The sequence below is a fragment of the Planococcus sp. YIM B11945 genome, from assembly GCF_050864155.1.
In the GTDB taxonomy this organism is placed as follows: domain Bacteria; phylum Bacillota; class Bacilli; order Bacillales_A; family Planococcaceae; genus Planococcus.
The window spans coordinates 627,439-650,333 of record NZ_JBOZWR010000003.1; the positions used below are offsets into that span (position 1 = coordinate 627,439).

General features: G+C 45.9%; 25 protein-coding genes. 1 reads left to right on the plus strand and 24 read right to left on the minus strand.

Annotated elements, in window-relative coordinates:
• Positions 1-33: 33 nt before the first annotated feature.
• The 24 genes from atpA to ACRRQV_RS07635 form a co-directional block, all read right to left on the minus strand.
• Positions 34-1,533 (minus strand): F0F1 ATP synthase subunit alpha, encoded by a 1,500-nt coding sequence (gene atpA / locus ACRRQV_RS07520; protein WP_432529284.1) that lies wholly within the window; start codon positions 1,531-1,533, stop codon positions 34-36.
• Between the two features lie 28 nt (positions 1,534-1,561).
• Positions 1,562-2,092, minus strand: a complete 531-nt coding sequence (locus ACRRQV_RS07525; RefSeq protein ID WP_432529286.1) for a F0F1 ATP synthase subunit delta — start codon at positions 2,090-2,092, stop codon at positions 1,562-1,564.
• Entirely contained in the window at positions 2,089-2,622 is a 534-nt protein-coding gene (gene atpF / locus ACRRQV_RS07530; RefSeq protein ID WP_432529288.1) for a F0F1 ATP synthase subunit B, read from the minus strand. The genes ACRRQV_RS07525 and atpF overlap by 4 nt, the downstream gene beginning before the upstream one ends.
• Positions 2,623-2,834: 212 nt before the next feature.
• On the minus strand, positions 2,835-3,059 hold the full coding sequence (gene atpE, locus ACRRQV_RS07535; RefSeq protein ID WP_432529290.1) for a F0F1 ATP synthase subunit C: 225 nt from the start codon (positions 3,057-3,059) through the stop codon (positions 2,835-2,837).
• Between the two features lie 57 nt (positions 3,060-3,116).
• Positions 3,117-3,827, minus strand: a complete 711-nt coding sequence (atpB, locus tag ACRRQV_RS07540; RefSeq protein ID WP_432529292.1) for a F0F1 ATP synthase subunit A — start codon at positions 3,825-3,827, stop codon at positions 3,117-3,119.
• Between the two features lie 26 nt (positions 3,828-3,853).
• Positions 3,854-4,225: an ATP synthase subunit I gene (locus ACRRQV_RS07545; RefSeq protein WP_432529294.1), complete on the minus strand. Its 372-nt coding sequence runs from the start codon at positions 4,223-4,225 to the stop codon at positions 3,854-3,856.
• Positions 4,226-4,229: 4 nt separating this feature from the next.
• Positions 4,230-4,451: an AtpZ/AtpI family protein gene (locus ACRRQV_RS07550; protein WP_432529296.1), complete on the minus strand. Its 222-nt coding sequence runs from the start codon at positions 4,449-4,451 to the stop codon at positions 4,230-4,232.
• Between the two features lie 246 nt (positions 4,452-4,697).
• Positions 4,698-5,816 (minus strand): non-hydrolyzing UDP-N-acetylglucosamine 2-epimerase, encoded by a 1,119-nt coding sequence (gene wecB, locus ACRRQV_RS07555; protein ID WP_432529298.1) that lies wholly within the window; start codon positions 5,814-5,816, stop codon positions 4,698-4,700.
• 19 nt (positions 5,817-5,835) lie between these two features.
• Complete coding sequence (gene upp, locus ACRRQV_RS07560) at positions 5,836-6,465, minus strand: uracil phosphoribosyltransferase (RefSeq protein WP_432529300.1); 630 nt, start codon at positions 6,463-6,465, stop codon at positions 5,836-5,838.
• A gap of 144 nt (positions 6,466-6,609) precedes the next feature.
• Positions 6,610-8,784, minus strand: coding sequence for an EAL domain-containing protein (locus ACRRQV_RS07565; protein WP_432529302.1), 2,175 nt, complete (start codon positions 8,782-8,784; stop codon positions 6,610-6,612).
• A 127-nt stretch (positions 8,785-8,911) separates the two neighbouring features.
• A complete protein-coding gene (gene glyA, locus ACRRQV_RS07570) occupies positions 8,912-10,147 on the minus strand; it encodes a serine hydroxymethyltransferase (RefSeq protein WP_432529304.1) in 1,236 nt (411 codons plus the stop codon).
• A complete protein-coding gene (locus ACRRQV_RS07575; RefSeq protein WP_432529306.1) occupies positions 10,134-10,718 on the minus strand; it encodes a TIGR01440 family protein in 585 nt (194 codons plus the stop codon). Before ACRRQV_RS07575 ends, glyA begins: the two co-directional genes overlap by 14 nt.
• Positions 10,719-11,140: 422 nt before the next feature.
• Complete coding sequence (gene rpiB, locus ACRRQV_RS07580) at positions 11,141-11,587, minus strand: ribose 5-phosphate isomerase B (RefSeq protein WP_432529308.1); 447 nt, start codon at positions 11,585-11,587, stop codon at positions 11,141-11,143.
• A gap of 122 nt (positions 11,588-11,709) precedes the next feature.
• Complete coding sequence (locus ACRRQV_RS07585) at positions 11,710-12,141, minus strand: low molecular weight protein arginine phosphatase (RefSeq protein ID WP_432529310.1); 432 nt, start codon at positions 12,139-12,141, stop codon at positions 11,710-11,712.
• A 22-nt stretch (positions 12,142-12,163) separates the two neighbouring features.
• A complete protein-coding gene (locus ACRRQV_RS07590) occupies positions 12,164-13,156 on the minus strand; it encodes an L-threonylcarbamoyladenylate synthase (RefSeq protein ID WP_432529313.1) in 993 nt (330 codons plus the stop codon).
• Positions 13,157-13,244: 88 nt separating this feature from the next.
• Complete coding sequence (gene prmC / locus ACRRQV_RS07595) at positions 13,245-14,099, minus strand: peptide chain release factor N(5)-glutamine methyltransferase (RefSeq protein ID WP_432529315.1); 855 nt, start codon at positions 14,097-14,099, stop codon at positions 13,245-13,247.
• Complete coding sequence (gene prfA, locus ACRRQV_RS07600; protein ID WP_432529317.1) at positions 14,092-15,165, minus strand: peptide chain release factor 1; 1,074 nt, start codon at positions 15,163-15,165, stop codon at positions 14,092-14,094. The genes prmC and prfA overlap by 8 nt, the downstream gene beginning before the upstream one ends.
• A 437-nt stretch (positions 15,166-15,602) precedes the next feature.
• Positions 15,603-16,199, minus strand: a complete 597-nt coding sequence (locus ACRRQV_RS07605; protein ID WP_432529319.1) for a thymidine kinase — start codon at positions 16,197-16,199, stop codon at positions 15,603-15,605.
• Positions 16,200-16,443: 244 nt separating this feature from the next.
• Positions 16,444-16,659 carry a 50S ribosomal protein L31 gene (gene rpmE / locus ACRRQV_RS07610; RefSeq protein WP_432529321.1) on the minus strand — a complete coding sequence of 72 codons (216 nt, stop codon included), beginning with the start codon at positions 16,657-16,659 and terminating at the stop codon, positions 16,444-16,446.
• A gap of 153 nt (positions 16,660-16,812) precedes the next feature.
• Positions 16,813-18,096 (minus strand): transcription termination factor Rho, encoded by a 1,284-nt coding sequence (gene rho / locus ACRRQV_RS07615; RefSeq protein ID WP_432529323.1) that lies wholly within the window; start codon positions 18,094-18,096, stop codon positions 16,813-16,815.
• A 397-nt stretch (positions 18,097-18,493) separates the two neighbouring features.
• The gene (locus ACRRQV_RS07620; RefSeq protein ID WP_432529325.1) at positions 18,494-19,789 is read right to left on the minus strand and encodes a UDP-N-acetylglucosamine 1-carboxyvinyltransferase; all 1,296 of its coding nucleotides are present in this window, start codon (positions 19,787-19,789) and stop codon (positions 18,494-18,496) included.
• Positions 19,790-19,937: 148 nt separating this feature from the next.
• On the minus strand, positions 19,938-20,588 hold the full coding sequence (gene fsa / locus ACRRQV_RS07625; protein WP_432529327.1) for a fructose-6-phosphate aldolase: 651 nt from the start codon (positions 20,586-20,588) through the stop codon (positions 19,938-19,940).
• A gap of 111 nt (positions 20,589-20,699) precedes the next feature.
• Entirely contained in the window at positions 20,700-21,557 is an 858-nt protein-coding gene (locus ACRRQV_RS07630; RefSeq protein ID WP_432529329.1) for a class II fructose-bisphosphate aldolase, read from the minus strand.
• An 82-nt stretch (positions 21,558-21,639) separates the two neighbouring features.
• Complete coding sequence (locus tag ACRRQV_RS07635; RefSeq protein WP_432529331.1) at positions 21,640-22,002, minus strand: response regulator; 363 nt, start codon at positions 22,000-22,002, stop codon at positions 21,640-21,642.
• A 122-nt stretch (positions 22,003-22,124) separates the two neighbouring features.
• Between ACRRQV_RS07635 and ACRRQV_RS07640 the strand changes: the two genes are divergently transcribed.
• Complete coding sequence (locus tag ACRRQV_RS07640; RefSeq protein WP_432529500.1) at positions 22,125-22,604, plus strand: DUF2529 family protein; 480 nt, start codon at positions 22,125-22,127, stop codon at positions 22,602-22,604.
• Positions 22,605-22,895: the final 291 nt, after the last annotated feature.

The window sequence follows — 22,895 nt, forward strand, 5'->3', positions numbered from 1 at the left end:
TTTATTCTTATTCGAACGAAAGGATTGGTCTAATTAAGCGAATGTGCGTTTGAATTCGTTGATTGCAGCAGCAAATGCTTCATCAGATGGCAATTTTTGCGTTGTGCGAATATGATCCAAAATTTCTGTGTGGTTCAAATCCAGCCAGCTAGTCAATCCAGCTTCAAAACGTTGAATGTCGCCGATAGCGATATCGTCAAGGAATCCACGAGTCAAAGCGTAGAAAATAACAACTTGTTTTTCAACTTTGATCGGATTGTTCAGGTCTTGTTTCAATACTTCAACAGTACGTTTCCCGCGCTCAAGTTTCGCAGCAGTTGCTGGATCCAAATCAGAACCGAACTGAGAGAATGACTCAAGTTCACGGAACGCTGCCAAGTCAAGGCGCAATGTACCCGCAACTTTTTTCATCGCACTAATTTGTGCTGAACCACCAACACGTGATACAGAAAGACCCGCGTTGATCGCCGGGCGTACACCCGAGAAGAATAAATCAGACTGAAGGAAGATTTGTCCGTCAGTGATTGAAATTACGTTTGTTGGAATATAAGCTGAGATGTCCCCTGCTTGTGTTTCAACGAATGGCAACGCTGTGATTGAACCTGCTCCAAGAGTTTCGTTCAATTTTGCAGCGCGCTCTAACAACCGGGAGTGCAAGTAGAAAACATCCCCTGGGTATGCTTCACGGCCTGGCGGACGGCGAAGTAGAAGTGACAATTCGCGGTAAGCCGAAGCTTGTTTTGTTAAGTCATCATAGACGATCAATACGTGTTTGCCATCAAACATAAACTCTTCCGCCATTGAAATACCTGCGTAAGGAGCAAGGTACAATAATGGAGCCGGTTGAGAAGCTGATGCCGTTACAACGATTGTGTAGTCAAGTGCGCCGTTTTTGCGCAAAGTCTCTACTACGTTACGTACTGTCGATTCTTTTTGTCCGATTGCTACATAGATACAAATCATGTCTTGGTCAGCTTGGTTCAAGATCGTGTCGATCGCTACAGAAGTTTTACCTGTTTGGCGGTCACCGATGATCAATTCGCGCTGTCCACGGCCGATTGGCACTAATGCATCGATTGCTTTAATACCAGTTTGAAGCGGTTCATGTACCGATTTACGGGCCATAACGCCTTGAGCTGGGCTTTCGATTGGACGAGTTTTTGTAGTGTGGATCGGGCCAAGGCCATCAACTGGCTGTCCGATTGGGTTTACAACGCGGCCGATAAGTTCCGGACCTACTGGAACTTCCATGATGCGGCCAGTACGGCGCACTTCGTCGCCTTCTTTGATGTCTGTGTATGGGCCAAGGATAATGATACCAACGTTATTGGCTTCCAAGTTTTGTGCCATACCAACTACGCCGTTCGGGAACTCAACAAGTTCTCCGGACATAACGTTGTCGATGCCATGAACGCGAGCGATACCGTCACCGACTGTGATTACTGTACCGATGTCGTCGACTTTCATCTCAGATTGATAGTTTTCAATCTGCTGCTTTATTAAAACGCTGATTTCTTCAGCTCTGATACTCATGTATGTCACCCTCTCATAATTTCTAAAATTAACCGATCAATTGACGCTGTAGGCGCTCAAGTTTCGAGCTGATGCTGCTGTCATAAATCTGGTTTCCGATTTGAATGCGCATGCCACCAATAAGAGACGGGTCAATGATATTTTCAATTCGCAATGCTTGTTTTCCAACTTTTTTTGCAAAAACGGAGGAGACAGAGGCACGTTCTTCTTCTGTTAACGGACGGATTGAATAAACTTTCGCATCTTCAATGCCCATTGCTTCATTAGCCAATTGAATAAAGGCGTCTGCAATGCCAACGACTTCATCCAACCGTTTGCGGTCTGCGATCAACAGCAGCGTATTCAACACAAACTCATTTGCTTGGCCGAATAATTGCGTGATGACTGCTCTTTTTTTATCTGCTGCCAGTGAAGGGGACTTCAAAAGTTCCATAAGTTCAGGATTTGCCATGAACGCTTGTTTCACTTCGCGCAAATCCTGCTCCACTGATTCGATAACGCTGTGCTGGCGTGCGGTTTGGAACAATGCTAGTGCGTAACGTTCTGAGACTTGGCTCATCGACCGTCGCCTGCCTTCGCAATCGTTTCGTTTATCAACTGACGGTTGTCTTCTTCAGAAATTTCTTTGCCCAATACTTTCGACGCTGCAAGCATTGACAATGCCACAACTTCATCACGGACTGCAGAAAGCGCTTGTTCTCTTTCGTTCGCGATTTCTTGGACTGCCGATTCTTTCATGCGGCCTGCTTCAGCACGAGCATTCGAAATGATATCCTCACGCGAAACTTCGCCTTGTTTTTTAGCATTTTCTACGATTTGCTGAGCTTGTGTACGCGCTTCTTTCAACAAGTTGCGCTGCTCTTCAAGCAATTTTTGTGATTCTAGGCGGCTCTTTTCAGCCGTTTCAATTTCACCAGCAATCAAGTTTTCACGTTCTTGCATAACACCCATCAACGGGCCCCAAGCGAATTTCTTCAGCAAGAGCATCAAAATGATGAAGACCGCGAGTGTTGCGATGATGTCTCCAGTATTCAAAAACTTAGGCGCATGCGATTCTGCTGCACCAAGTACAAGATAATCAAAAAACACGATTGTTTCACTCCCTTCAAGAGCCTAAATTCACATTCTTCTATAGTAAGATCTAAAGTTTAAGATGTTTTTTCAAATATCAAGTTAAAAGAGATAAGCATAAATGGCGAAAAATACACCGAAGCATCCTCGCCATTTAGCCCTTTTTATTGTTCAAATTCAGTGTCCAGACTCCAGCGCCCAGACTTTACGGGCGCTGGCGCTTTTCGTTATTAACGGTTCATTGTGATGAACGCGATAACTACAGCGATGATTGGCAATGCCTCAACCAATGCAACCCCGATGAACATTGTTGTTTGAAGTACTCCGCGTGCTTCTGGTTGACGAGCGATACCTTCAACTGTTTTAGATACGATAAGACCGTTACCAATACCTGCGCCTAGTGCTGCCAAACCTACTGCGATTGCTGCTGCTAATAAACCTAATGAACCTGTCATTTAATGTGTCCTCCTCAGGATAGTTGTTTTTTTGTGCTCAGGTTGAGCGTTTTATACTTAATGGTCGTCGCTTACTTTATGCGATATATAAACCATCGTTAACATAACAAAAATAAATGCTTGAATTGCCCCGATAAAGATCGAGAACCCTTGCCATGCCATCATCGGAACGATAGCTGAAGCAAATCCTACAATACCGGTGCCGCCAAGGCCTGCCAATAAACCTAGCAAGATTTCCCCGGCGTAAATGTTTCCGTAAAGCCGCAGACCAAGTGTCAGCGTATTTGCGAAATCTTCAATGATGTTAAGCGGCAATAAGAAAGGCAGCGGCTTAAGATAACCCCCTGCATAGCTTTTCAATCCTCTCATCTTAATGCCGTAATAATGGCTTAAAAGGATGACTGTTGCAGCAAGCGTCATTGTTATCGTTGGGTCAGCAGTTGGCGATTTCCACCAAAGGTCTCCATTGATAATAATTGAAAACGGCAACCCTAACATATTCGAAACAAAAATGAACATGATCAGCGTAATTCCAAGAACGTGGAACCGTCCGCCTGTTTTCCAGTCCATATTGCTTTTGATAAGGCCTTTTACAAAATCCATGACCCATTCCATGAAATTTTGCATACCTGTCGGTTTAAGCTGCAATCTCCGTGTAGCAAAAAATGCAATTAGGAACACGATAAGAGCGGCTACAATAAGCATCATTACGTTCGATAAGTTAAACCACAAACCGAACACATGATACATAGGAGCTCCATGATCCACGATAGTTTCACCTCTCTTTCCACAATCTAATAGTGTTTCACGTGATAAACAATTCGTTCTGCCAAAAGCAGAACATACGGAACCATCAAGCCGATGACCGTACTGATCAAATGGATGTGCTCTGCGAATAAAAGTGCTATCGCCACAGCAGCAACCCCCGAAGCAAACCGTAATGCCGTTCCAAGCGAACGAACCTTCGAGCCTTCTGCCACCGCCCGGTCAAACTTTTCCATCCTCCGCACCAGGATCCACATATTATAAATGCCGAACAAAGTTCCGATTATAAGACCTGCAAAAATCGTCTGATATGGAGTAAATCCCCAACCTATGACGAAAGCCGCCAGGATGAAATAAATCATTCTTTTGAGTCTTGTATAAATCTCCCTGAGTCCATCCATTTTTTCACTTGTCTCCTGATTCGAATTTTTGGACGGTTTGAAGCATCGCCCACACGCCAATGGCTAGACCTGCGAGCAGGCAGATGATTAAGAAAAGCGGGGCGGTTCCGAATTGTTCATCGAGCCACATACCTGTGAATAGACCGATGAGCACGGACCCGACAAGTTGTGAGAGAATGGCACTGTAAAGCGCCATTGCTTGTAAGGGACTTTTTGTTGGGCGCATGATAAACCCCTCGAAATTCGTTTTGATTTGACATTTTATCTCTAAAAAAGAGCAGTCGCATCAGGCTTTCAGAACAACATCTTTATGTATGAAAACCTTCTCATGCATACCCTTTGTAAGCATACAATAGGGGTAAAATCATGTCAATTAGTAGACGTGAAAAACTTCACAAGCGATTTCACGCCGACATATTGTTGACAAATTTGTTAACTAATGTCCAAGCGGCTGTATTAGCCGCTCAAAATTTTATTTCCCTCTAAAGTATTCGTGCAGCGCTTCTACAATTCGGCGGGAGGCTTCTCCGTCTCCATACGGATTGGACGCACGCGACATTCTTTCATAAGCAGCAGGATCAGTCAGCAATTCTTTCGCAAGACCATAGATATTTTCTTCTTCAGTCCCTGCCAGTTTCAGCGTACCCGCATCGATGCCTTCCGGGCGCTCCGTTGTATCGCGCAGCACCAGAACCGGCTTGCCAAGCGAAGGTGCTTCTTCCTGCACCCCGCCGGAATCCGTCAAGATAATGAAAGAACGCGCAGCGAAATTATGGAAATCCAACACTTCAAGCGGTTCGATCAAATGGATGCGCGGGTCTCGGCCAAGCACTTCGTCCGCCACTTCACGGACAGCAGGATTCATGTGTACCGGATAGACCACTTGGATGTCTTCGTGCTCTTCGATGAGCCGCTTGATGGCACGGAACATGTTACGCATTGGCTGCCCTAAGTTCTCACGCCGATGGGCCGTTAATAAAATCATACGGTCCGAGCCGATCTTCTCAAGAATCGGATGGCTGTATGTTTCCCGAACCGTTGTTTTGAGTGCGTCGATCGCCGTGTTGCCCGTAATGTAAATCGTTTCTTGCTTTTTGTTTTCTGCCAGTAAATTTTGCGCTGATTTTTCAGTCGGCGAAAAATGGATATCGGCTAAGACGCCGGTCAACTGGCGATTCATTTCTTCCGGGTACGGTGAGTACTTATTATGTGTGCGAAGCCCTGCTTCCACGTGCCCGATAGCTATTTGGTTATAAAAAGCGGCAAGGCTAGCGACAAATGTTGTTGTCGTATCACCATGCACCAATACAATATCCGGCTGTGCTGTTTTCATGACTTCATCCAGCCCATTCAATCCGCGGACAGTAACATCGCTGAGAGTTTGGCGTTCTTTCATAATGTTCAAATCATAATCTGGCGTAATTTGAAACGTTTCCAGCACTTGGTCGAGCATTTCCCGATGCTGGGCAGTAACGGTAACAAGCGGCTCAATCGTTTCCGGATACTTTTGAAGTTCCAGCACGAGCGGAGCCATCTTGATCGCTTCCGGACGCGTGCCGAATATCGTCATTACCTTCCACTTTTTCGTCAACCTAATCAACCTCTTTTTTTTATTTCGTTCCGAACAAACGGTCTCCGGCATCGCCGAGCCCTGGAACGATATAGCCATGGTCGTTTAACTTTTCATCCAATGCGGCGATGTAAACGTCCACATCCGGATGCGCTTCTTGGAATGCTTCGACGCCTTCCGGTGCCGCAATGATGCACATGAAACGAATTTTCGTCGCACCGCGTTTTTTCAAAGAATTAACCGCTTCAATCGCAGAACCGCCTGTTGCCAGCATCGGATCTACTACGATAAACTCGCGTTCTTGCACATCGGATGGCAATTTCAAATAATACTCGACCGGCTGCAAGGTTTCAGGATCGCGGTACAAACCGATATGGCCAACTTTCGCAGCTGGAATCAGTTTCAAAATGCCGTCTACCATGCCAATGCCAGCGCGCAAAATAGGAACGATGCCCAATTTTTTTCCCGCTAAAACTTTTGATGTTGCCATTTGAACTGGAGTTTCCACTTCAATTTCTTTCAGCGGCAAATCTCTCGTAATTTCAAAAGCCATCAACGTCGCTATTTCATCAACCAATTCCCGAAACTCTTTTGTTCCAGTCGATTTGTCGCGGATGTACGTCAATTTGTGTTGGATCAACGGATGATCAAAAACATAAACTTTACCCATGGCTAATCTCTCCTTTTCACACATTATCTTAAATAGTATATCAGAAATTTAGCCCTCCGAGTGATTGAGAGAAGCATTACAAGTATTCAGTTTTTTTGGGGGTGAATGCATCCAAACAAAAAACCGGAGCATTTTTGCTCCGGTTTACAATCGATTTGCTTCTTCAAGCGGCATTGGTTTATAAAACAAATAGCCTTGGCCTACTTTGCATCCAAGCGTCTCAAGAAGCTTCCGCTGCTGTTCGGTTTCAATTCCTTCAGCTACCGCCAACATGTTTAAGTTTTCCGCTAATTGAACGATAGTGCGGACAATCGCCAATGTTGCGGGTTCGTGCATATTGGAAATAAACGACCGATCGATTTTGATTTCACTGACCGGCAATTTTTGCAAATAGCTAAGCGATGAATAGCCGGTTCCAAAGTCATCAACCGAACTGGAAAAGCCGTATGCCTTCAACTGTTTGAAAACTTTATAAGCCGTTTCAATATCAACAAACCCAATGCGTTCAGTGATTTCGAGTTGGATCCAGCGATGATCAATTCCATAATGCTCCATGGCGTCCACAAGATGCGGAATAAAAGAATGATGGAAAAAATGGTCGGACGAGACATTGATTGCCACTTGATACATCCGGATTCCTTGATCTTGGCGTTTTTTCAGCCACGTCAACACTTGCTTTAAAATGGATTGCTCCAATAAGTGGATTTTGCCGTTTTTCTCCGCAGCCGGTATAAAAAGATCCGGAGCTACAAAGCCCAATTCCGCGGAATACCAGCGTGCCAGCGCTTCAAAACTGAGAATTTCTCCAGTTGCCAAATCCACTTTCGGCTGAAGATGAACGCTGATTTCTTCTTTCCGGAGCGCCGCTGTCAATTCATTGGCAATTCGCAAGTCTTTCATACTAAATTCATCATGCTCATTTTCGTAATAGCAAAACGATTCGCCCGCCCGCAATTTGGCTTTTGACAGGGCGCTGTCCGCATAACGGATCAGCTCTTCGCCATCCTGCTGCTGCGGCGTAATGAGCGCTACTCCTATTTTCAACGTAACAAACAGTTCCAAATCCCGAATCACCGCAGGCTCTGCTGCTGCTTGGGCAATCATCTCGAGGTAATCCGGTACCTTATCCAATGGCGTCATGCAAAACAACGCAAGTGTAGAATCTGAGAACCTGGCTAAAAGCGGCTCGCCCGGCAAATTAAGGCGGCTAAAGCGCTTGCCGAACTCGAACACAAGTGCATCCCCTGCCCGGTGGCCGTATTGGTCGATGACTTTCGTATATTCATCGGCTGAAATAAAGGCAATAAATCCTTCTTTTTTTTCTTTGATCATTTCGGCCAGTTCGTTTCTGAAATAATGGCGGTTCGGCAAATCCGTTTCTTGATCGGTATACGCTAATTGCAAAATCTCCACTTGTTGCTGGGAATATTTTATAGTCACTGCCACAATCGACGCAATTTGCTGAAGAAAGTTTAAGTCTTTTTTATGCGGTTTGTTTGCCTCCGAAAAATAAATGCCGAATGTGCCGATGGGTGTTTCCGCTGCACTTAAAATGGGCATCGACCAGCTCGAAATCAAATTGAATTCATCGACGAGATCATGAAGATTTCGCCACAAGAAATGCGTTTTCATGTTTTCTACGACAACCAATTCTTTTTTGTGAAAAGCAGCGCCGCATGTCCCCATTTGCTCTTCCGCCAGCATGCCGTCGACAGCGTCGCGATATTCTTTTGGCATGGAATTTCCCGCTCCAATGCGGAAGCGGTTGTCTTCATCGACAAGCATAATCGTGCATTTTGTGCCATCCTGGAAAAACGACTCTGCCGTATTGCACGCTTTTTGCAACAAAGCACTCAGCATATAGCCTTTTTCAATGCCATCGTACGTTTCTTGCTGCAATTTAATGAGCGCATCAGAACGCTTTCGGTCTGTTATATCGCGCTGCAGCATCAGTGTCAACTGCAGATCGGTTTCCGGAAAAGGCAGCGGCTGAATGGTGATTTCATTCCAAAATGGAGATCCGTCTTTCCGGTAATTGACGATTTCAAAAACTCCAGCTGTTTGCGTTTCCGAACACTTCCGAATTTCTTGGCTAATAAAGCGATCGGTTTTGTCTCCATGCAAAAAACGGCCATTTTGGCCAAGAACTTCTTTTTCGGTGTACCCGATCATCTTGTAAAAAGCCTCATTCGCATAAACGACAGGATGGTCGTCTTTGCCGGAATTCACAACGATGAAACCTGTATGAAATTCCACGCCAAGACGGCGCAGCCAGTCCATGATCAATCGCCTTTCATTTTCTAATCCACGTGTGTGCACCTACTGCACCTCTTTCATCTATGTATTCAATAAGGGGAAACTTCAGCTGTAGAACTTTGAAACCAATCAACACGGAGAAAAATACAGCTGCCAACAATTTCTTTGCTTGTAAGCAGCTATATTTAGCTTATTTATATAATGGGAAACTTGCGGTCAGCTTCGCAGTGCGCTCCGCTGCTTCTTTTTTCACATTTTCATTTTCTGGATTTTTCAACAGCAGCGCAATAATGCCTGCAATTTCTTTCATTTCCGGTTCTTTGAAGCCACGCGAAGTAACCGCCGGTGTTCCGATGCGGATGCCAGACGTTACAAATGGGCTTTCCGGATCAAACGGAATGGTATTTTTGTTGGTCGTGATGCCGACTTCATCAAGAAGATGTTCAGCTACTTTGCCTGTTAAGTTCAATGAACGAAGATCGATTAAGAACAAGTGGTTGTCGGTGCCGCCTGATACGACTTGAATGCCCTCTTCCATTAATCCTTGAGCCAAAGCTTTGGCATTTTTTACTACTTGGTCGATATACGTTGTAAATTCCGGCTCCAGCGCCTCGCCAAATGCAACGGCTTTTGCCGCAATGACATGCATCAATGGCCCGCCTTGAATGCCCGGGAAAATGGTTTTATCGATTTTTTTCGCAAATTCTTCTGTGCAAAGAATCAATCCGCCGCGAGGCCCGCGAAGCGTTTTGTGCGTAGTAGACGTCACAAAATGCGCATGCGGCACGGGGCTTGGATGTGCACCCGTTGCAACGAGTCCTGCGATGTGCGCCATGTCCACCATCAAGTAAGCACCGACTTCATCTGCAATTTCACGGAATTTCGCAAAATCGATGACGCGGGAATACGCACTGGCACCAACAACGATCAATTTCGGCTGATGCTCAATTGCCGCTTGGCGGACAACGTCGTAGTTGATCAATTGCGTTTCTTCGTCTACGCCGTATTCCACAAAATTATAAGTCATACCGCTAAAGTTGACTTTGCTGCCATGAGTTAAATGGCCGCCATGGTTCAAGTTCATGCCAAGTACTGTATCGCCTTGCTTTAAAATGGTTGTATAAACAGCCATATTCGCTTGAGAGCCAGAATGCGGCTGAACGTTTGCATGGTCTGCCCCAAAAATTTCTTTCAGGCGGTCTCTTGCAATATTTTCGACGATATCCACGTATTCGCAGCCGCCGTAATAGCGTTTGCCTGGATATCCTTCTGCGTATTTATTCGTTAATACTGAACCTTGTGCGTCCATAACTGCTTGAGATACAAAATTTTCTGAGGCAATCAATTCAATATTCGCTTCTTGCCGATTTTTTTCTGCATTCATTGCTTCAAATACTGCTTCATCTTGCGCCTTAATCAATTCCATTCATATACCCCTCCTGTGTTTGAACAAGTTCCCTTGTGTAGCTCGCCCGCTCTCCGCCGATTAATTTCGGACGGGTAGTGGCAGCGGATACAATCGCATCCCCTATTAGTTTAACAGAAGTTCGCACTGGAACGGCGACTCTTTTTAAATGCATGCCAATCATTGTTTGTCCAATGTCGATTCCGGCATGCGCCTGGACTTCTTCTACGACGACCGGGTCTTTCATGTTCATGAACGCATAAGCACTCATCGAACCGCCTGCTTTAGCGACCGGAATGACAGAAACCGGGTCCCAGCCGTATTTTTCAGCAGCTTGGCGTTCGACAGTCAATGCACGGTTAATGTGCTCGCATCCTTGAAACGCCAAAAAGATTTTGTGGCGGGCAGCGAATTTTTCAAGCGGTTCAAACATGCTTTCCGCAATGTCCAACCCGCCCCCAGTTCCGATGCGCTTTCCTGCTATTTCCGATGTGGAGCAGCCGATTACAAACACTTGGCCTTTTCTGAATTGAATCTGCTGTTCCAGTTCACTCAAAGTTTCCTCAAGCTGCAATTGCCATAACGTTTGCATCTCAGCCACTCCCTTTATATAAATTCGGTTCCCGATTTTTAGAGATATTCCGCAAAACAGCTGCGCTTGCCGCGGGCAAGACATTGACCGAAGGTAGTTCGGTCGATGTCTTTGCGACGAAGCAGCGAAGCGATGCAGGAGCAACGCTCTTTCATGTTTCGAAGCTAGCGTAGCGATGCAGAAACAGTATGCTTTTCTCCGCTGTTCTGCTCCATATCTTCTAGCCTGCTAGCAGTAATAGAGTGATCCTGCTGGTCGTCTCTTCTGATAGTTAAAACTTTCTTAGCTTCGGCGCGCCCACGGGCTAGGCGAAGCAATAAGACGAGTGGTCTTCTCGGCTTATTGCGGGAGCCATGCCCTAAGCGACCGAAGCGGTATACGAAATGATGATTCTTAAGTTCAACTTAGATAGTTCCTTTAAGTCAGTTGATTTGGTTTTCGATATCCGAAATCTTCTGAACGCGGTTTTGGTGTCTGCCGCCTTCGAATTCTTCCGACAGCCATGTTTTAGTGATTTCACGCGCTAGGCCAGGGCCGATTACGCGCTCGCCCATTGCCAGGACGTTTGAATTGTTGTGGCCTCTTGTCGCTTTTGCACTAAATACGTCATGGACAAGCGCGCAGCGGATGCCTTTGACTTTATTGGCTGAAATGGACATCCCGATGCCCGTGCCGCAAATTAAGATGCCGCGGTCGAATTCGCCGCTGGCCACCCGTTCAGCTACTGGTTTTGCATAATCCGGATAATCGACAGAGTCGTCTGTATGTGGTCCAAAATCTTGATATTCCATGCCTAGTTCGTTCAATAAATTCACGATTTCTTTGCGCAGGACATTCCCGCCGTGATCGGATGAAATTGCGATTTTCATATAAAAACCCTCTTTTCTTTTACTGTTATCGGTTCCTATCAAATTTGTTCTTACCTATTTTAATTCTATCATTTTTATGCAAAAAAACATACAAGCCGCTCCGGGCCTGTATGTTTTGGAGGTTATTCCGCTATTTTAACTGCCAGTTTGTCAATTAGCTGCTTTAATTCGTTGTACGTCTGTTGATAAGTGGATAATGATCCGCCGTATGGATCCGACACATCGTCCCGCGAACCATCTACGAATTCCTTTAAAGTATAAATTTTGCTGGCTGCTTCGGGATAGCCTTGCATCAACAGCTGATTATGCCCTGACGTCATCGTCAAGATGAGCGTTGCCCATTCCACATCTTCTGGCCGAACCGATTTGGCCATGTGCTCAAACGAAATGTTTTCCTGAGCCAGTACAGCCTGAGCATTACGAGATAAGGGGGCTGGCGCCGCGTAAAGGCCGGCTGAACGGACCTCTACTTCCGGCAATTGTTTTGCTGTCAGTATAGCTTCAGCCATCGGGCTTCGGCACGTATTTCCTGTACATACAAAGAAAATATTCATCTTACAACCCGCTTTCTGAAAGTTAGCTGAACCATTTGTGGTCAGCCGCTTTTTCCAATCTATTTAAAATCGCATCTTCGTTTTTCCGTTCTTTTGATACAGCAGCTAAAATCAAATTGACATTAAGCATATCGCATTTCCGCAAGCTGCCGTAAAGCGTTTCAGCGGTTAACGGAAAACCATAGTCCGCATCGTGAAAATCATGGTGGCTCAAAACTGCCACTTTTTTCCCTTCATTATGAAGGTGGTCGATGGCCATTTCAATTAACCGCACATCTTCTTCAATCAAGTATACCGGTGCTTCCGGCGCGTAATGCAAATATTTCATGCCTGGAGATTTCGGGGCATTGCTTTTTATATCCGAAGACGAGCGGACTAAGCCGATAACGTTTTCGATTTGTTCTTTTGTGATTTGTCCGGGACGCAAAATGCAAGGTGGTTCACACGTCATATCCAGCACCGTTGACTCGATGCCGATAGATGTCGCTCCGCCATCCAAGATTAATGGAATCTTTTCATTCATATCGTGGAAAACATGTTCCGCAAGTGTCGGACTCGGTTTGCCGCTCGTGTTAGCGCTCGGCGCCGCAATCGGCAGCTGCAGGCGCTTCAGCAAATTCAAAGCCACGGGATGGTCTGGAACCCGGATGCCTACTGTATCCAACCCAGCCGTCACGTTGCTCGCAAACGTTTCCGGTTTGGCGTTCATAATGAGCGTCAGTGCACCTGGCCAAAAAGCCTCCATGCATTTTTCGGCTTTTTGAGTCACGTTCACAGCATAATTCATGGCCGTTTCTTTTGAATCCACATGCACGATCAACGGATTGTCCGCTGGCCGGCCTTTCGCTTTAAAAATTTTGTCAACTGCTTCCGCATTCGTGGCGATCGCCCCTAACCCATAAACCGTTTCTGTCGGAAAAGCGACAACTTCGCCATTTCTTAACATTTCCACAGCTTGGGAATAAGTTTCTTCTTTATTAACATACTTATCCACAAGAATGGTTTTCGTTTCCATGTGAACATCTCCTATTGTCTTTGGTTTTTCACTTATTTATCCACCGTTTGTGGATAAATCGGCGATATTGTGCACAAGTTATCCTCAATTAGGCATTTATACAAAAAACCATTCGGTCGTTGTTGTTGATATCTTTTTTAACATACACCTTCGCTTCCGGAAATGCAGCTTTTAACATTGCTTCAACCGCTCTTCCTTGTGTATGCCCGATTTCCAGCCCAATAATTCCTGGTTTTTTTAATAAATCCGGCAATTGCTGTGCCAGTTTTTCGTATAAAGCAAGCCCTTCATTTTCCGCAAACAGCGCCAAATGAGGTTCAAAATCTCGAACGCTGTCCGCTAATTCCGGCGCTTCGCTGTGTGCGATATAAGGTGGGTTTGACAAAATCACGTCCCATGTTTGATCATAGAGCGGTTCAGCCAAATCGCCTTGTTTGAATGCAATATCCGCTCCGAGCCGCTGCGTATTTTCCTTTGCCACTTTTAATGCATCGGGAGAAATATCGGTGGCAGTTACAATTGCTTTCGGCATTTCGCATTTCATCGTTGCAGCAATGATGCCGCTCCCCGTGCCGATATCAGCAATCGAAGGGGTTGGACTGGTTATATACCGCTTAATCAACTGCAAAGTTTCTTCTATTAATTCTTCTGTTTCCGGCCGCGGAATCAAGACGTTTTCGTTTACGTGAAACGTGCGGCCGTAAAATTCTTCGACGCCTGTCAAATGCTGAACCGGTGTCCCTGCCGCGTGCTTTAGGATTTTGTTCCAAAAACGCTCGTACATGTCTTCACTTATTTCATCCCGCATTGAAGCGAGAAGCCCCGCATGCGACATGCCCAGTTCATGCTGCAAAAGAATCCGCGCCACTGCTTCTTCCCGTCCATTTTCTTTTAAAAAAGAAGAAGCCCCGTTAAGGGCCTCAAAAATTCGTTTATTAGTCATTGTTCAAGCTTTCCATTCTCGCTGATTGTTCTTCCACAATTAGTGCTTCGATGATTTCGTCCATTTTGCCTTGGAGAATCTGGTCCAGCTTTTGGATCGTCAATCCGATGCGGTGGTCGGTTACCCGGTTTTGCGGGTAATTGTATGTGCGGATTCGTTCAGAGCGGTCGCCGGTGCCGACAGCCGATTTCCGGACTGCGTCGTATTCAGCTTGTGCTTCCTGCTGGAATTTATCGTATACGCGCGCACGCAATACTTTCATCGCGCTCGCTTTGTTTTTGATCTGGGATTTTTCATCCTGGCACGTTACAACCGTATTGGTTGGAATGTGCGTCAACCGGACTGCTGACATTGTCGTGTTGACCGATTGTCCGCCGGCTCCGGATGAAGCGTACGTGTCGACACGGATATCGTTGTCGTGGATTTCCACTTCAACTTCTTCGACTTCCGGCAAACAAGCAACAGTTGCGGTTGATGTATGAATGCGCCCGCCCGATTCTGTTTCCGGAACGCGCTGCACGCGGTGTGCACCGTTTTCGTACTTCAATTTCGAATAAGCGCCTTTTCCTGTTACCATAAAGACCAGTTCCTTAAAGCCGCCAAGGCCTGTCGCATTTGAATCCATAATGGTCACTTTCCAGCCATTTGACTCGGCGTATCGGCTGTACATGCGGTATAAGTCGCCGGCAAACAGCGCCGCCTCGTCGCCGCCAGCCGCTCCGCGGATTTCCATAATGACGTTTTTGTCGTCGTTCGGATCTTTCGGGATCAATAAAATATGCAGGCGCGCTTCTACGGTTGCCAATTGTGCTTCCAAGTCATTTACTTCTTCTTTCACCATTTCACGCATGTCCGCATCCAATTTATCATCGAACATGGCTTTTGCGTCATTTAATTGTAACGTCAATTCTTTGTATTCACGGTAGGCTTCCACCGTTTCCTGTAAATCGGACTGCTCTTTGGAATATTCCCGCAGCTTGTTCGTATCGCCGACAATTTCAGGGTCGCTCAATAGTTCATTTAAACGGTCATATCGGTCTTCAACTGCTTGTAATCGATCAAACATGGTCTCACCTCTATTTTGTTGGTCATTCTTGTTTGTAGATTTTAAATCATTTTCTCAACTCTCGGTATTTTGCATAACAGCTGCTTCGTCGCAGAGATATTGCCAAAACTACCTTTTGGCCATATTTTGCCACGGGTATACTGTTTTGCTCCATATCTTCTAGCCTACCAGCAGTAGTAGAACGATTCTGCTAATCATCTCTTCTGCTAGTAAGAAATCTCTTAGCTTCGGCACGTCCAGGGGCTAGGCAAGGAATTGCCTCAAAGGGAGTTTGGGGCAATTCCTTTGGTTCGAAGCTAGCGCAGCGATGCAGAGACAGGAGTACTACTCGCTACATAAATCGCGTAGAGTTTTGCCCAGAGCGACCGAAGCGGCTTATCCTCTATCAGTGATTAAAAGCAAAATAAAAATCATTTCCTTTTTAATCTATCAGAATTTCACAATTTAGAAACCGTAACGCCTGCCGGTACTTCGTGGTGGTGGCGGCAGCGGGGTTCGTAGGCTTCTGAAGCGCCGACTAAAATCGTTGGATCGTCTGACCCGGCCGGTTTTCCATCAATCAGGCGCTGTGTGCGGCTAGCTGGAGAACCACAAACTGTGCAGACCGCCTGCAATTTTGTGACTTGCTCAGCAATCGACAATAAAGTTGGCATCGGTCCGAATGGACGCCCTCTAAAGTCTTGGTCAAGTCCGGCTACGATGACACGGTAGCCATGGTCTGCCAGTTTTTGAACGTTTTCCACAATGCCGTCGTCGAAAAATTGCGCTTCGTCCACTGCAATTACATCAAATTCATCGGTTATATAGTTCCACATTTCTTCGGAGTGGCTGATTGGCAAGGCGATAACGGTGGCGCCGTTATGGGAAACTACGGCTTCTTCGCTATAGCGGTTATCGATTTTTGGCTTGAACACCGCAATTTTTTGTTTAGCAAACTGTGAACGGCGAACGCGGCGGATCAATTCCTCCGATTTCCCGGAAAACATGCTTCCGCAGATCAATTCTACCCATCCAGATTGTTTCATGACGTACATATAGAGACCCCTTTCAACCACTTTATCATTTTAAATTAGTTTATATTCAGCATTTCGCCAGAGCTTGTTTCCCGACGGATCCCGATTTATGTCGCTCGGCAACGCACAAAAGTTGTTGCTGTTTTCCTCTTTATCTTACCAAAATTCCAGTCATTTTTTTCATTATGTAAGGCGTTTTTCGCATTTAAAACGAAAAAAAATACCTGCCTTGCGTTTTCGCGCGGGGCAGGTATATTTGTTATTATTATTCGTTGATTTCTTCTTTGATGCCGTATTTTTTGTTGAAACGATCTACGCGGCCATCTGCAGAAGCAAATTTTTGACGTCCAGTATAGAATGGGTGACATTCTGAGCAAAGCTCAACTGAAATGTTTTCTTTTACAGAACCCGTTTGGAATGAGTTACCGCAAGAGCAAGTTACTGTAGCTGTTTTGTAGTCTGGATGAATACCTGTTTTCATTATGTTTTCTCCTCCCGCCCTGAACCATCTGGAACAGAGTTTGATAATCTATTTTGACTATTGCCTTACATGGCTCTTTAGGCCATATATGCAATAGCTCTGTTTTAATTCACTCTCATAATCATACCAAAATCTTTGGCATTCTGCAACTATTTAGATCATCTTTTTATTGCTTCGATGAACTTTCATTTCGTTGTTTAATTGCTCAAAAAATTCTTCATTTGACTTGGTTTGCCCAAGCTTCTTCAAGAAACGCTCTCCAAAATCCGGAGAATCTGAGAAAGTATTGCGGATCGCCCATAATTTTTCAAGCTGTGCTCCGTCAATCAGCAGTTCTTCTTTCCGCGTGCCTGAACGGCGCATATCAAGAGCAGGGAAAATGCGGCGTTCTGCCAAGCTGCGGTCTAAATGCAGCTCCATATTGCCCGTTCCTTTAAACTCTTCGTAAATGACCTCATCCATGCGGGATCCGGTTTCGACCAATGCCGTAGCTAAAATCGTCAAGCTGCCGCCTTCTTCGATGTTGCGGGCGGCCCCGAAAAAGCGCTTCGGCCGATGGAATGCCGCTGGGTCTATTCCTCCTGATAGTGTACGCCCGCTAGGCGGAATAACCAAGTTATATGCTCGCGCCAACCGGGTAATCGAATCCATCAAAATGATGACGTCGCGTTTGTGCTCGACTAGGCGCATTGCCCGTTCAAGAACAAGTTCCGCCACTTTTACGTGGTTTTCAGGAACTTCGTCAAATGTGGAAGAAACCACATCGGCGTCAACCGACCGTTCAATATCCGTCACTTCTTCTGGACGTTCGTCAATCAACAGCACAATCAATTCCGCTTCCGGATGATTAGTGGTGATGGAATTGGCGATTTCTTTCAAAAGCATCGTTTTTCCAGCTTTAGGCGGAGCCACGATTAAACCGCGCTGGCCAAAACCGACGGGTGCAACCAAATCCATGATGCGCGTCGACAAGTGCTTCGGCGTCGTTTCCAAACGGATGTGCCGGTCTGGGTAAAGTGGTGTAAGCCCGGGGAAATGGACGCGTTCTTTTGCAACTTCCGGGTCTTCCCCATTCACTGCTTCAACTTGCAGCAATCCGAAATAACGTTCGTTTTCTTTTGGCGGACGCACTTTTCCGGAAACTTTGTCGCCGTTACGCAAGTCAAAGCGACGGATTTGCGACGCGGAAATGTAGATATCCTGTGAGCTCGGCGAATAATTGATCGGACGCAAAAAACCAAAGCCTTCAGAAGGAATGATTTCAAGTACGCCTTCCATGAAGAAGAAGCCCTCTTGTTCAGCACGCGTTTTTAAGATCGCAAAAATCAATTCTTTTTTCGTTAATTTGCTGTAATTCGTCAGTTTGTATTCTTTCGCTAAAGTGTAAAGCTCTTTTAGCGTCATGTTTTCCAAAGCGGAAATTGTTATTGTTGCCATGCGTCAGACACCACTCTTATTCTTTTTTTTGGGTTTTATAAATGAGGATCACTTTAAAATGATTAGGAAAGATTGTAAAGAAGGAGCCCGGCTGTCGCCGGACTCAAATTAGAAGTTTGATTAGGACTCGCTCATTCCAGAATCCGTTTTTTCTCTAGGCTATGACAGCTTTCAACAAAACGCACGATTCCGGATTTTGCGGGCATAACCAAGGTATGGCTTTATGCAAAAAATCGCGGCGGTCTCTTTGACAAGGCCGTCCATCTCAGCACATTGTTGACATCTAAGTCCATTTTTTATGCAGCTTTCTTCTTCTTCTTTAGTTTGAGGAAGCATTTCCACTTGAAGCTTCGCTTTATATCAATTATTGTAGCATAAATTTACGACTCAAAAGGGTTTAATTTGCATCTTGCGCAGGCTTAGTCCCAGTAGCAACCGGGTCGATTGTCTCTCTGCGAATATCGGCGCCCAATCCTTGCAGCTTATCGATAATCGAAGAATAGCCCCGTTCAATGTGGTAAATTTCACGAATTTCGGTTTCGCCTTCAGCAAGCAGCCCCGCAATCACAAGTGCCGCTCCTGCACGCAAATCGGAAGCCACTACGGTTGCTGCAGTCAATGACGTCGGCCCTGTGATAATCGCCGCTCTGCCTTCCACCCGGCCGCTCGCATTCATGCGCCGCAGTTCGTCGACGTGTTTGAAACGTGCGGAATAAATCGTATCCGTAATCATCGACGATCCTTCTGCTTGCGTCATTAACACCGAGAACGGCTGTTGCAAATCGGTAGCAAAGCCTGGGTAGACCAAGGTTTTTACATCGACTGCCTGCAATTTCTCCGACTTCGGAATGTAAATGGATTCTTCGCCTTCTTGAACGTCGACGCCCATTTCACGCAGCTTCGCTGTCAAAGCCTCCATGTGGAATGGAATGACATTGTCGATTGTCACGCCGTCACCAGCTGCGGCAGCCATGATCATGAACGTACCCGCTTCAATGCGGTCAGGAATGATTGTATGGTTGGTGCCGTGCAATTCTTCAACGCCGTCAATTCGGATAATATTTGTTCCCGCACCTTTGATTTTCGCGCCCATATTGGTTAATAAAGTCGCCACATCAATGATTTCGGGTTCTTTCGCTGCATTTTCAATCGTCGTCTGCCCTTTTGCCAAAACAGCTGCCAACATGATGTTGATGGTCGCCCCAACGCTGACAACGTCCAAATAAATTTTGGCGCCGCGCAGTTCGTCGGCACGCAAATAAATCGCGCCGTGTTCATTCGTTACTTTTGCTCCGAGTGCTTCAAAGCCTTTGATGTGCTGATCGATCGGGCGCGGCCCTAAGAAACAGCCGCCTGGCAAGCCGATCGCTGCATGTTTGAAACGGCCAAGCATGGCACCCATCATGTAATAAGAAGCCCGAAGCTTTTTCACATTGCCGTTTGGCAACGGCATGTCGATCATATGCGTCGGATCGATGTTCATCGTGCCGTTTTCAAACGTTACTTCTCCGCCAATTTCTTCCAAAATGTTTTTCAGTGTCCAGACATCAGAAATTTCCGGCAAGCCTTCGATGTTCACAGGCGAATTCGCTAAAATGGACGCAGGAATCAATGCCACTGCGCTGTTTTTTGCTCCATTCACTTTGATCGTACCCGATAAGCGTTTGCCGCCTTTTATTTTGTATACATCCATCAGATATAATTTCTCCTTTTATCCCGCTTTAACGGACAGTTGAGCTCCCACTTTTACAAATGGGAGATGGACTGTCCGTTAAAGTTCGATTGGTTCAGCAGACCTAAGCGCCAAAATGCGTTCGCTTGAGGGCAGCACGCCTTTGCTGTTACTCAGCAGTGCGTGTTTCCCAGTCAGCCAAGAATGCTTCGATTCCTTTGTCAGTCAGCGGATGGTGGAATAATTGTTTGATTACTTTAAATGGCATCGTTCCGATATGGGCACCGTTAAGTGCTGCTTCGGTAACATGCTGCGGATGGCGGATTGAGGCTGCAATAATTTCAGATTGAATGTCGTGAATCGCAAAAATATCGGAAATTGTCGCGATCAAATCCATGCCGTTGTGGCCAATATCATCTAAGCGTCCAAGGAAAGGCGATACGTAAGCTGCACCAGCACGAGCTGCTAAAAGTGCTTGGTTGGCACTAAAGATCAACGTTACGTTAACTTTTTTGCCTTCGCTAGCCAAAACCGAACAAGCTTTCAAGCCGTCTGGCGTCATTGGCAATTTCACGGTAATGTTTGGCGCAAGTGCTGCCAATTCACGGCCTTCTTTGATCATGCCTTCTGCATCAAGGGCGATTACTTCGCCGCTGATTGAACCGTCTACAAGTGCTGCAATTTCTTTCAAACGGTCATGGAACGACACGTTTTTTTCTTTTGCAACAAGCGTTGGGTTTGTTGTAACGCCTGAAAGAATGCCCCATGAGTGAGCTTCTTTGATTTCATCGAAGTTTGCTGTATCAATAAAAAATTTCATGTTTTTTCCTCCAATTATTGTATTGCCGCTTTATCGGCTAGTTTAAGGTAAAAAAGAGAAGAGACCTATCGGACGCTTCTCTTTTTCATCGTTTTTTATGATGCTACTAGATTATGCTTTTCCTGAACTACCAAATTCACGCATTTTCCCAATGACAGTTGCTTTGATGGCATCGCGTGCTGGCGTCAAATATTTACGAGGATCATACATATTTGCGTCGTTGTTCAATGCTTCGCGAACTGCTTTTGCAGATGCAATTTGGTTTTCAGTGTTCACGTTGATCTTAGCTGTTCCTAAAGAAACAGATTGTTGAATGTCTTTTGTTGGAATGCCTGTTCCCCCGTGAAGAACTAGAGGGACATCGCAAAGATTCGCGATTTCTTCCATTTCTTTAAAGCCAAGATTCGGTTCACCTTTGTAAGGACCGTGAACTGAACCAAGTGCTGGAGCTAAGCAATCAATGCCTGTTGCGTCAACCAATTGTTTGCACTCTTGTGGATCTGCATAAATCACGCCATCAGCGATAACGTCATCTTCTTGGCCGCCGACAGTTCCAAGTTCCGCTTCAACTGAAACGTTGCGGGCATGTGCGTATTCAACCACTTGTTTTGTGATTTCTATGTTTTCTTCGAATGGGTGATGGGAAGCATCAATCATTACAGAAGTAAATCCAGCATCAATGGCTTCTTTGCATTTTTCAAAACTGGATCCGTGGTCCAAGTGGATTGCCACCGGTACTGTAATCTTATAATCGTGCATCAAGCCCTTCACCATATGTACAACTGTCGTAAAGCCGCCCATGTAACGAGCTGCCCCTTCAGATACACCTAAAATGACTGGAGAATTTTCCGCTTGTGCTGCTTGAAGAATTGCCTGAGTGAACTCGAGGTTGTTCAAGTTGAATTGGCCAATTGCGTAGCCTTCTTGTTTTCCTTTTATCATCATTTCTTTCATTGAAACTAATGCCATTACGAATTCCTCCTAAGCTTGGATATCACATAAATATCTTTCTTATCATAACAAAATTGGGATAGCTTCGCCACTGCCGAAGCTATCGGCCTTCCAATAAGCTCTTGACAGCGTCCCGCACTTCAAAAACATCGAACGGTTTTGTAAAGTAGCGGACGGCTCCGTAAGAAATAGATTCTTCGATTAAATCGAGCTCCCCGTATGCTGTCATCATCATTACCTGCAATTTATTTTGTTCGATTTTCAGCTTTTTCAAAATCTCAATGCCGTCCATTCCAGGCATTTTCATATCCAGCAAGACCATGTCCGGGCGCACTTCTTCCGCCTTTTGCAAAGCTTCTCTGCCATTCCCTGCCGTGACTGTCCGAAAACCTTCCTGCGAAAAAACTTCATCCAATAAAAGCCGGATGCCCGGCTGATCGTCTACAATTAATATGGTTTTCAAGAAAAGTCACCCTTTCGTCTCTCCCTGGGATTGTTCTATTTCATTCTACCAAATTGTGGGGCTTTTTATTAATCTTTCGGCTTATCTGTTATACTTTATCTTTGAGGTGAGCCCATTTGAAAATGATGACGACACAACTGACTGGCTTGTTCCAGCGAATCGCCCAGCAAGAAGAAGCGATCGAAGACACTGCCCGCGTCTTGGCGCAGGCCGCAGTCGGCAAAGGAACGATTTACATCGCCGCGTTCGGTGAAATGAAAGCCGTGCTCGCAGCCGCCATCGAAGGTGCCGAGCCCTTGCCGCGCGCCGCTGAATGGCGCCCCGAAAGCATCGTTACCAGCGCCGACCGGATTTGGATCCTGGCGAAAAAAGACGAAGGCGACGAACTTGCCCAACGGCTTGCGGACGCCCACCTGCCCGTCGCCATGCTCGTTGCCGAATCCAAAGAAACCGATTTGGCCGATGCATTCGTGTCTTTGAAAATCGACAAAGGCCTGCTTCCGACAGACGACGGCAGCCGCACGCTCGTGCCGCATGCCATGGGTGCACTGTATGTGTATCACGCGGTGAAATTGGTGATTGATGAAATGCTTGCTGAGTGAGAAATGGACGAACGAAAGAGAAGGGCTGCTTTCCGTTGCGGCGGACGCTTTCCGGGGGGCACGGCTTCTGCCGCTTCCCTCGCCTGCGCTCAGTCCAGTGGCTCCAGCCCGTGTCGCTCAGTCGCTTTGCTCCTTCACTGCTCCCCCAGGAGTCGCCGCCTCCACTACAAGCAGCTATCCATTTAAAAAGCATGCAAAATCACCTTTTCTGTTAACTAGCTTTTTTAACACCATCATTTCAGAAAGGATGATTTTTTTATTTAAAATATGGAGCAAGACAGCGGAGACCCT